The sequence below is a fragment of the Marivirga sp. genome (genome assembly GCF_051117495.1).
Lineage (GTDB): Bacteria > Bacteroidota > Bacteroidia > Cytophagales > Cyclobacteriaceae > Marivirga.
The window spans coordinates 20,945-32,133 of the sequence record NZ_JBNPEF010000003.1 but is presented as its reverse complement, the minus strand read 5'-3'; the positions used below and the strand labels follow the sequence as shown (position 1 = coordinate 32,133).

The 11,189-nt window shown below is 33.8% G+C and carries 7 protein-coding genes; 6 read left to right on the top strand and 1 reads right to left on the bottom strand.

Annotated features, from left to right (window positions below; genetic code table 11):
• Nucleotide 1 precedes the first annotated feature (1 nt).
• Complete coding sequence (locus ACFE0M_RS00930; protein ID WP_434543860.1) at nt 2-1,147, top strand: caspase family protein; 1,146 nt, start codon at nt 2-4, stop codon at nt 1,145-1,147.
• 301 nt (nt 1,148-1,448) lie between these two features.
• Entirely contained in the window at nt 1,449-2,786 is a 1,338-nt protein-coding gene (locus tag ACFE0M_RS00925) for an MBL fold metallo-hydrolase (RefSeq protein ID WP_434543859.1), read from the top strand.
• 397 nt (nt 2,787-3,183) lie between these two features.
• On the opposite strand, the gene ACFE0M_RS00920 is transcribed toward ACFE0M_RS00925, so the two are convergent.
• Complete coding sequence (locus ACFE0M_RS00920; RefSeq protein ID WP_434543858.1) at nt 3,184-5,139, bottom strand: fructose-1,6-bisphosphatase; 1,956 nt, start codon at nt 5,137-5,139, stop codon at nt 3,184-3,186.
• 543 nt (nt 5,140-5,682) lie between these two features.
• Here ACFE0M_RS00920 and ACFE0M_RS00915 point away from each other — a divergent pair.
• From ACFE0M_RS00915 to ACFE0M_RS00900, 4 genes are all read left to right on the top strand, one after another.
• Complete coding sequence (locus tag ACFE0M_RS00915; RefSeq protein WP_434543857.1) at nt 5,683-6,285, top strand: RNA polymerase sigma factor; 603 nt, start codon at nt 5,683-5,685, stop codon at nt 6,283-6,285.
• Entirely contained in the window at nt 6,275-7,048 is a 774-nt protein-coding gene (locus ACFE0M_RS00910; RefSeq protein ID WP_434543856.1) for an anti-sigma factor family protein, read from the top strand. The genes ACFE0M_RS00915 and ACFE0M_RS00910 overlap by 11 nt, the downstream gene beginning before the upstream one ends.
• A gap of 202 nt (nt 7,049-7,250) precedes the next feature.
• A complete protein-coding gene (locus tag ACFE0M_RS00905) occupies nt 7,251-8,495 on the top strand; it encodes a hypothetical protein (RefSeq protein WP_434543855.1) in 1,245 nt (414 codons plus the stop codon).
• Between the two features lie 167 nt (nt 8,496-8,662).
• Entirely contained in the window at nt 8,663-11,167 is a 2,505-nt protein-coding gene (locus ACFE0M_RS00900; RefSeq protein WP_434543854.1) for a DUF5686 and carboxypeptidase regulatory-like domain-containing protein, read from the top strand.
• Nucleotides 11,168-11,189 lie beyond the last annotated feature (22 nt).

Below are 11,189 nucleotides of genomic sequence, written 5' to 3'. Positions count from 1 at the left end.
TATGTTATTTATCACAACTGCATCTTTGGGTCAAATTGTGAAAGATAAGTCTAACGCAATGTTGCTAGATTTTTCAAATGAAAATCAAATTAGCACCTCACTTCCCGTTATTGAGTGGATTTATCCAAGAGTTGAATATACCAATTCTCAAGAAAATAGAATTATGATTGAAGCCTCTGTAAGTTCAAGTATTCCTCTAAAAACAGTTACGGTTGTAATAAGTAAAGGAGAAAATGGCAAGACAATAGGTACGAAGGCTGCAGAACTTGATGATAAATTTAATTTGAAAATCGATCTCTCCATATTTGTAATTGATGGTGAGAACTGGATAGAAATTATAGCTGAAAATGAGGAGGGAGGTATTGTATCAGACCACAGGAGCGTAAGGGTAGGTATGGATGCTATATCAGATGCTGTTATGATTGACAGGAAAGATTATGCATTGTTGGTGGCTACAAATAAATATGACAACTGGAATGATCTTGTAAATCCCATTTACGATGCCGAATCAATTGCAGAAGAGTTGAGGACAGTGTACGGTTTTGAAGTTGAGATATTAAAAGATGCTGAGCAAAATGAGGTGATGACTAAACTTAGAGAATACGCACAGCGAAAATATAAACCGCAAGATCAGCTATTCATTTTCTTTGCAGGACATGGAATATATGATGAGGTTTTTGGTGAAGGGTTTCTTGTTGCTAAAAACTCAATTAAAAATGATGTAAGTAAGAATACATATATTTCACATAATAGAATTAGAAATAATATTAATAATATACCTTGTGAACATATTTTTTTAGCTATGGATGTCTGTTTTGGAGGTACTTTCGATCCCGTTTTAGCTTCTAACAGGGCTACAGTCTATGAAGATATTGATGATCAGGCTTATCTTGTTAAAAAACTTTCCAAAAAAACAAGAAAATATCTGACTTCAGGTGGTAAAGAGTATGTCTCTGATGGTATTAGAGGATCTCATTCACCTTTTGCGAAGAGTATGTTGGAAGCTTTAAAGACTAAAGGCGGGCCTGATAGAATATTAATTCTTGATGAAATAAAGCTTTATATGGAGCGTCTTCAAACTACTCCCAGATTCGGAGGTTTTGCTGAAGATGAAAAGGGCAGTGATTTTGTATTCGTGGCAAAGTAAACATTGAAATGGAAGCCAGCTTCATACTTTATACTTCACTTCTTTCTTCTGGAAAAAGAATATTAACTTGATTGAATGGCATTAAGCTTTTAGTTTTCCTTTTTTGATTTATTAAGTATATAGTTTTTTTGTTTTTAAGTTCCCATATAGATGGTTGTATAAAAAAACTTAATTCCAACGTTATTAATATGGGTATTGGCAGGGCATGCTTATTTTTTGTGAGTGACCATCATTTGTAACCAATGTTACTATCCTATTTTTAATTAGATCGTTCAATTATATAGGAAAAAACGAAACGATTATGAATATTAAACATTTTTATGATGATACTTTAGCCCAAGGTTCATTCGCCATTGAAAGTGAAGGAAAAGTAGCTTTAGTAGATCCATCGAGAGATATTAAACCATATTTAGAATTTGCAAAGCAACATAAGGCAGAAATTGTAGCAGTTTTTGAAACCCACCCTCATGCCGATTTCATTAGTAGCCATTTAGAACTACAAGAGAAATTTGGAGCTGATATTTATGTGAATGAAAAAGTGGGAGTTGACTATGACTTCAAACATATTGGGCACGGAGATGAAGTGAAGATTGGTAATGCCACATTTAGAGCTTTATTCACGCCCGGTCATTCACCTGACCATAATTCTTATTTATTACTAGATGAAAATGGTAATCAAAAAGCAGTTTTCACTGGAGATTCTTTATTTGTGGGGGATGTTGGTCGTCCTGATTTAAGAGAAGGAGCAGGAAACATTCAAGTAAGCAGAAAAGAATTAGCGGGTATGATGTATGACACGGTAAATGATGTTTTTACCGATTTATCAGACGATACAATTGTTTATCCTGCACATGGTGCTGGTTCCCTCTGTGGGAAAAATATGAGCAGTGAATTAAGCAGTACCATTGCCAATGAGAAAGCTAATAATTGGGCATTTCAAATAAAGGATAAAGATAAATTTGTGGATGCTTTCTTAGAAGGGCAATCCTTTATCCCGAAATATTTCCCCAATAGTGTGGAGGTAAATAGAAAAGGAGCTGCTTCTCTTGAAGAGGCAGTTAAAAATGCAGATAAGAAGGATGGAATTGAAATTCCAGAGGGTGCAATTATTATTGATACAAGAGCCAAGGAAGAATTTAAAAAAGGACATTTAAAGGGAGCTATTAATATTCAAAATAAGGAAGCAGATAAATTTGAGACTTGGTTAGGATCCATTGTTGGACCAGATGAACCTTACTACTTGGTTGCAGAAAATCAAAAAGATTTAGAATTTGCTATTTACCGAGCAGCTAAAATTGGCTATGAAGCTAATTTGGTGGCAGGAGTAATTAATCCTAAAGGAGAGGTAGTGATGGATTCTTTGGTGAATCTGGATGATTTCAAAAATAATCCTGATGCCTATACCATCATTGATATCAGAAATAAATCTGAAGTAGATGATGGAAAATTCTTTGATTCGGCTAAAAATATCCCTCTTCCAGAATTAAGGGAAAGAGCATCTGAAATTGATGTGCAAAAACCAGTCATAGTACATTGCGCAGGCGGTTATCGCTCAGCGGCAGGATTTAGCATTGTAAAGAGTATTTTACCTAATGCAAAAGTTTATGACTTAAGTGATGCAGTGGAAGAATTTAAATAGATCCTTTTAAGCAATTATAAGAGAAAATCTTGTATCTATTTGATTTTCAGTATCAATTTATTGAAATATGAGAAATTCATATTTTGACTCGAAATAAAAAATAAATATTGTTTTGGTTTTTTTAGATTGACTAAGTGAAAATTGGCGGGTGTTTTTATCCGCCTTTTTTTATATTTTCAAGTCATCGCAGTCTTATAGACTGAACTTCAAGCGAGATAACAATATACTATCTTTGTAAAGGGACATAAGTGTTGGACTAAACAGCCAAAGGCTGTTTTCTTTTGTTTTCTTTGTGACTTTTGTTGTTAATTTTCCAGCTTTAGCTGGATTTAAACTACTTAATTAAACATTTTTTTATCTGATTTGACTTCTTGTTTATAGTAGTTAAAAATAAAGCTTAAACGGTTTTCTCTTTTAGCTCGCCATTTCTATAGGCTTCCAATAATTCCTTTAAATCATCTATGCGTTCTTTTATAGTTTGGCCATCATCCACATCCCGTATGCGTTGTTTGTTTTCTGATTGATTGAGGAAAACCTCGCTGTAAGCAATATCTTTTTCTTCCGCTATGGCTACATTTTGACTTTCAAAAGCTTCGTGCGCAATTAATTGCCGACCATAGCAATTATGCATTAAAGTAAAACCTGCTATCCCGGTTTGATCTTGATAGGCTTTGGAAAATCCACCATCTATAACCACTAATCTACCAGACCCTTTTATTGGGCTTTCGCCTTCTTTGACCGATACTGGAACATGGCCATTCAAAATCACCGCATCTTGGCCTAAACCGAAATCTTTTAGAATCATTTTGCATGTTTCGGCATTATCACGATAAGTATAATAATAGTTTTTATGCTCTTCTTGTATGCTTTTATCATCTATAAAATAACGCTCAAATGTAGCCATTTTATGCTTTCCAAAGATTGGGGAGTCGGGACCTGCCCATAAATACCACAAAATATCTACTCCCTTCTTTTTTTCTTCTGATTCATTTCTAGCAGCAAAAGCTAATTGCACTTGCTTATCGAAATAATCCATCAATGCTTTTCCTTTATAAACTTGATGGTCAATCCTTACTTCTTTTAACAATCCATTTGAATTCAATGGAATACAACCATGATACAGTAGGTTTTTATTGGTGACTTTATACATACTACCTTTTTCAAATAGGAATTTAGCATGTGCTTGCAGTCTTATGCTCTTCTGAAAAGATTCTAACAATTGATCCATTAAGAACCTTTCTTCGGGATGCAATTCCGTTAGATAACCATTTTCTAAAGTAGGAAAGTATTGGTCTTTTAAAGGATAGGATTTGTCTTCAATTTGAATAGTGCCTTTTTCTAAATCAATTTCAGACATAAAAAGCCTGTCATTCATTCCAAATTCAGGCCTTCGTGCCACTAGCTGATGCTCCAATTTAAATTGGATTATAGAAATGGCTTTATGCATCAAGCGATTCAACCATTCCTCAGAACTACTGTGGATTTCATCAGGTGCCACTTTTGGGTTAAAAATAATGCTCTCATCATTCTTATAATATTCTAATGCAAAGGATGCCAAAGGTAATAGATTAATACCATAGCCTCTTTCCAATGTATTGGTATTGGCATAGCGAAGGGAAAGCCGAAGTACATTGGCTATGCAAGCTTCCGACCCACAGGCTGCGCCCATCCATACTATATCATGATTGCCCCATTGAAAATCGACTGAGTAATGGTTCATTAGCTCATCCATTATAATTTCAGCTCCAGGTCCTCTGTCGTAAACATCCCCTATGATATGTACTTTATGGATGGCTAATTTTTGAATGAAAAAGGAAAGTTGGATAATCAGTTCATCGGCTTGTTCTATTTCAATTATACTAGAAATTAAATGCTCATAATAATCATTTTCTTCGCCTAAATCGCGTTCAGCTACTAATTCAGTAATGATTTCGTTAAATCCTTTGGGTAATAAACTTTGCAATTTTTTACTGGCATAAATAGAGGCAAACTCCCTAGTCAATTTTATTAATCTAAAAATAGTATGAGTATAAAATGCTTTTAGATTATCGGAGTACATTTTAATTAATTCCAGCTTTTCTTTAGGATAATAAATGAGCGTGGCCAATTGCGCGATATCTTTTGAAGAAAGCTCATCCTTAAATAATTCCTTAATCTTTTGCTTGATGACTCCCGATCCATTCCGCATCAAATGCTGAAAGGCCTCATGCTCCCCATGTACATCACTGATAAAAATTTCCGCTCCTTTCGTCAAATTTAAAATGGAACTAAGGGAAACAATTTTTGTGGAAACGGATAATTGATTAGGGTATTTCTCGGAAAGTAACTTGAGGTATTTTTTATCTAATGGCATTACTTGAGGCTTAATTTCATTAATGAATATACGGCTTCTATTTTCACAAACCAATGCTTGAATTAAAACTGTTTTTTGCTTTCGGTATAACCATAGTGGAATTGACTTTCAATCATGTAATGTCACCCATAACGGGGATCTTTCTTCTACTGACCAGATCTTACCATAATAACTTCCGTACTGGCCTTGGAAATGATATATCTGTTACTTTATAAGTCAAGGACTTTTATAAAAACCATCCATTCCTTAATGTTATTTAAACTACTTTTAAATGTTTTCCTTAATTAATTGAATAGCTTAATCGACCCTGTGAGGGTCAAATTATGGTAATTTCAAAACTAAAAACTGAATCAAAGCCCCGTTAGGGGTGACATTATTTGTTTAAGTAGAACTGAATATATTATTCGGCTAAACCATAGAAATAACTGAATAGGCTAAAATTGTCTAGGTTTCAAAATAAATCACATCAATTAAAACTTTTTTACAATAGCTGTCATCCTAAATTCAAATAAGTCATAAATTGAATTAAATACGATGTATGCGGTGCAAAAAGAAGATTTAATATCACAAGCTCAGACAGGAGATACCTACGCCCAAGGGGAGTTGGTAAGGGAATGGTATCCGCGTATCTACAATTATGCTTACAAATATTTTGGGGAAGCAGATTTAGCTCAAGAAGCCGCACAGCAAACTTTTATTGCGATGCATCATAAAATCGGACAGCTAAAAGAGTGTGATAAGTTTAAACCATGGATTTATACTATCGCCACCAATATTTGCCGGCAGGAAAGTAGAAAGGGAAAAAGACATAGATGGCTGAGTTTCGACCAACTTTTACCTAAGCAAGAGGAAGAAAGTAGCCCAGCTTGGGAAGTTTCAAAGCCAGGAGAAAGTAATCCGGAACAAACTTATTTGCAAGGTGAGTTGGGTGATATTTTGACCAAATGCCTTCAGCAACTCAGTAAAGATCAACGAGAAGTTTTAATCATGAAGGAGTATGAAGGTTTAAAATTTAGGGAAATAGCAGAAGCATTAAACACTTCTGAAAATACAGTCAAATCAAGATTGTATTACGCATTTTCCCACATGAGAAAATTATTAGCAAAAGAAAACATTACTGAAAAAAGTATAAGATATGAAAACTGAAGATTGGAAAGCGAAGATGATGGATTATCTCTATGATGAGTTAAATCCTGAAGAAAGAAAAGCTTTTGAGGAGGAGATGGCTCAGAACCCTGAGTTAAAAGAAGAACTAGAGGCTTTTCAAAGTGATAAAAAAATATTGGGAAATTGGGAAGATGAGGATGTCAGTGCACCTCCCTTTATCAATATACATAAAAACTCTGAAAGGAATAATAGCCAAACAGGACTTAAATGGTTTTTGTCCATTGCCGCCTCACTTTTAATTTTGATGGTAGCGGCCAAGTTTACCGGTTTGGAAATCAGTAATCAAAAAGGTGAATTTAGGATAGCTTTCGGACAAGAAATCAATACTGATCAACAAGCAGGAAAAGCAGAAATTGAACAAATGGTAAATACTGCTTTGGCCAATTATGAACAAAAGTTGGATGCTGAAAGAAAAGAAGATAAACAGGAATTGGAAAGTTATCTTACTCAGCAAAGCAAGCAAAATAAGCAACTGATTAATAATTATCTAACTGGTTTGCAAGAAAACAATGTGGAAATGATGCAAGCCTATTGGCAAAAAAGCAATGAACAACAGCAAGTTTATACTGAAAACCTACTGACAAATTTTGCAGAATACATTGACCAACAACGTAAAGAAGATATGGATTATCTTTTTGCAAAGATGGAATTAATGGAATCAGATAAAGATTTATTCAAAATTGAAACAGGACAATTAATTAATAGCCTAGCAAGTAATCAACAAGAAGAGCAGGCTTATTGAGAAAATGAAAGGATTCTCAAACTTCGGTCAAACCGTTCCAACCGTCTGACCGATAAATGGAGACACCATTTTTATTAAATAGCGATTAGACGGTTAGAACCGTCAAACCGCAGAAAACATTGAATAAGGACTTTTAAAATCAAAGCACAAGTAGACACTTGCGCTAGTAAAAAATAAGATTAAAATATTAAATAATAAAACGATGAAAAAATATAGTTTAATAATAGCATTATACCTTTTTACAGGCAGCCTTTTGGCTCAAGAAATTGATAACCAAAAAATGGAAAAGGATTTGGAATTAGCCCAAACAGTTTTAAACAGTTTAGTAAATACCAACAAATCAACGTATTGGAATAATAATAGTCGAGACAAGCAAACTCAATACATCGAAGGTTATGGCGTGATTTTATCCCTGCCAAAAAATAATGCTTTTGGTTTTGCCTTCGCTCCTGAGATGCCCCCAATGCCAGATATTTCTGATGCTATTGCCAAAAGCTTTGAAGTAATTGAAGATATCCAAATTGATATTGATGACGAAGAGTTGGAGGCTGAGGCTAGAGCCGAATTGGAAAAAGAAAGAGCGGAAAGAAGAGAGGAATTGGCCCTCCGACAAGCTGAGTTGGAAAAAAGAGCTGCAGTGGCTATGGAAAGAGCCCAATTCAAAATCCAGCAAATGGATAGCATGAGAGAAGAAAAAGTGGCTGAAAATACTGAAAATGTAATTGATTTTTTATTGGATTATGGACATCTAATTAGCCAGCTGAAAGATTCTGATAAGATTTTGGTAATGGAAAAAGGACAAGATTTAAGATTTTACAGAGATGCGGGCAGGGTAGAGAGATTAAAAACTAACCGACTTTCAGTGGAGGCCAATATAAAAGATATCAGAGCATTTCAAGCTGGAAAAATAGACAGAGAGGAAGCTAGAAGTAGAATAGTAGTGAACAAGGAAAAAGAGGTAAAACCTTTGGCTAAAGACCTGACATTATTTCAAACAATATTGAAAAGATTGTATGCAAGGGATTTGTCGGACACCTATTACCTTAATGGAGGAATGCCTTATGAACAAATTGAAGGCTTAGGAGTAATTTTCTATATGGATATGGTTTCCTCCATTAAATCTGGCGAAGAAGGATGGGATGTGCCTACTCAAGAAAAGAAGAATCTTTCTCAGGAAGAAAGGGATGAGTTAATCAAAAGTTTATATCCTAAATTTGAGGAGGATTTAAAAACCAATATCATAGAATATGCTCAAAATGTGAGCAGTATGAATGATAATGAGCAACTGATTTTTAAAGCAAGCATTACTAAATGTGAAGATTGTGGAATTCCAGAGACATTAGAACTGCAGTTAAAATCTAAAACATTAAAAGATTTGAAATCAGGAGAGATCAATGATAATCAAGCTAAAAAAGAGCTCAAATTGATTAAAGGAGAATTACAATAATTAAAAGGATAAATTCAAGTAAAACCATCTTCAAACTAATTTGAAGATGGTTTTTTTTTGTGCTGTTTTAAGAATAATATTGCAACTGAAACCTTAATACTACTATTATCATATTTATCCTTATAATGTGATGGTAGTCGTAATTTTCTTAAAAATAAACTATCAAAATGTTTGAATTATTAAATGGTTATAAGCAAACCGTGACCGAAAAAGAATCCAATCAATTTCATTTCAAGAGCACCTTTTTATTGTCTGTTATATTGTTATTGACCTTATTTAGTCAAACATCAATGGCGCAAACTGCGCAAATATTTGGAATTGTGAAATCTAAAAAAGGAGAGCCCATGCCTTATACCAATGTGGTGATTTTAGGTAAAGCGATTGGAACCTCCACTAATTATGATGGAGAATATTCCCTAAAACTCGATCCCGGGAATTATAAGATCAGCTATCAGTTTATTGGCTATAAAAGTGAAGTGCGTGAAATTTCACTAAGTGCTAATGAAAAAATAGAGATCAATCCGACTTTAAGTGTTGAGAAGGTATTTTTAAATGCAGTGGAAGTCAGTGCTAAAGCAGAAAACCCAGCTTATGAAATCATCAGGAATGCACAGGATAATCGAGAAAAATATCTAAAGGAAAATAAAGAAATAAGCTACAATATTTATACTAAACTGTTTGGTAAGTCCGAAACAAATTCAGCCTCATCTATTAATTTTTTCGGAACATTGCTTAGCCCTCAAAAAGGTATTTTTTATTTATCTGAATCTGTTAATAAAATATATCAGCATAGATTCGATAAAAAAACGCAAGTGCTGGAGGCCTCCTTGGTTCTTGGCGATAGTGTAAATGCCAGTCAGAATAATCCTATTTTTATTGATCTCTATCAAAATAGACCCATTTCAATTGGCAACGAAATAGTGCAAAATCGAATAGTTTCACCAATAGCTTCTGATGCTTTTAGCTTTTACGATTATGACTATCTTGGTATGTTTGAAGAACAAGGGCAAACTATTCATAAAATCAAATTAATACCCAGAGGCACGAATAGGACCGTTTTTAGGGGTGAAGTATATATTTCAGAAAATGGTTGGAGAGTTAACCAATCACATCTAAAATTAAAAAGTATTACAGGTGATGCAGAGATTAATACTCAATACATCAGAGATAATGAAACCGATTCATACCTGCCATTTTCATCCAGCTTTATTTTAAAGCAGAGTAGCAATAAAACAGAAATCTATTTTCATAATATCTGCTATGATTACGATTTAGAAGGTTTGCTACCAGTGGATTCTGAGGAATTAAATAAAAAGATCGACAGAACAGATTATACTAAAAATCCATCTTGGTGGGAGGCAACCAGACCGATTGAACTGACAGAGGATGAAAAAAAAGCATATAAAATTGATAGAGCCATTAATAATAATTCGTGGGAATTTAAGAAATCTGAGAATGATCCAATCTATCAAGGTTTAGCAGGAGAGAAGGAATCTACATTTTTTCAAAAATATCAAAGAGCAATGAATTCTGGTCAATGGGAACTTAAAGAAAAGCTAGGATTGGATGTCAGTATTTTTACATTCAATACAGTAGAGGGGGGTGTTTTAAAACCTGAATTGACATTTGAAGATAAATTTAAAAATGATCATCAATATTCAGCCTATGGATCAGTGAGGTACGGTTTTGCCAGTAAGAGTTTTTATGCGAAGGGAGCATTTTCTTATGAATTAAATCCTGCAAATATTAGTGAAATTAAAGTTGAGGGAGGTAGTTATGTAGAACAAATCTCAGGCAATCCTTCCATTTCTAATTATTGGAATTTGTTCTATACTGTCTTTGAAAAGCTGAATTACCAAAAGCTTTTTCAAAAGGATTATATCTCATTAAAATGGAAACGTGAACTTATCAATGGATTGGACATCCAATTGGGTACTTCATTTAATAGCAGATCTCCTTTACAAAATAATTCAAGTTTTAATTGGTATGACGAAGAGGAAGAGGCTAGAGATTTCACACCCAATCAAGCTTTTATTCAAGGAGAATATCAGAATTTCCAGCAAAATGATTTAGTGGAAGCGAATGTATTATTAAGCTATCAGCCGAAACGAAAATACAATTTGATCAACGGAAGAAAAATACCACTATCCTCAAAATACCCTATAATCAAAACAGGATTTGATTTTGGGACAATGGATACAGAGTATAGTAGAATATGGGCAAATATTTCCGATAAATGGTCCATAAATTCACTTGGTTTTAGTGCTTTGAGTGCGAGTTATGGTCAATTTTTGAATTCAAGCAATATTACGCCAATAGACTACTTCCACTTTATGGGCAATAAAACTTTTGTTTATCAAAGCCAAAAACAATATGGTCTTGCCTATCAATTATTAGATTATTATCAATATAGTAATTCAGATTATTTCTTTGGGGCTAATTTTGATCATGATTTTGATGGGGCTATTTTAGGTAGAATTCCACTTTTGAAAAAAATTGGGTTGAAATCCTATCTTTTCGCCAATTACCTAAAAACAGAACAAAGCCCTCAATATTCTGAAATTGGTTTTGGCTTAACATCCTCCTACTTTCCGATAAGGTTTAATTATGCCTTTTCTTTTGAGGAGAATAACTTTCAAAGGAGTGGCTTTTTAATTAATCTTTCTTTCTAAATTTATAAGTACAATTGCTTCC

Bases quoted from the DNA above. Each gene is read 5' to 3' on its own strand.
- ACFE0M_RS00930 (WP_434543860.1), top strand. From the start codon at position 2: ATGTTATTTATCACAACTGCATCTTTGGGTCAAATTGTGAAAGATAAG.
- ACFE0M_RS00925 (WP_434543859.1), top strand. From the start codon at position 1,449: ATGAATATTAAACATTTTTATGATGATACTTTAGCCCAAGGTTCATTC.
- ACFE0M_RS00905 (WP_434543855.1), top strand. From the start codon at position 7,251: ATGAAAAAATATAGTTTAATAATAGCATTATACCTTTTTACAGGCAGC.
- ACFE0M_RS00920 (WP_434543858.1), bottom strand. From the start codon at position 5,139: ATGCCATTAGATAAAAAATACCTCAAGTTACTTTCCGAGAAATACCCT.
- ACFE0M_RS00910 (WP_434543856.1), top strand. From the start codon at position 6,275: ATGAAAACTGAAGATTGGAAAGCGAAGATGATGGATTATCTCTATGAT.
- ACFE0M_RS00900 (WP_434543854.1), top strand. From the start codon at position 8,663: ATGTTTGAATTATTAAATGGTTATAAGCAAACCGTGACCGAAAAAGAA.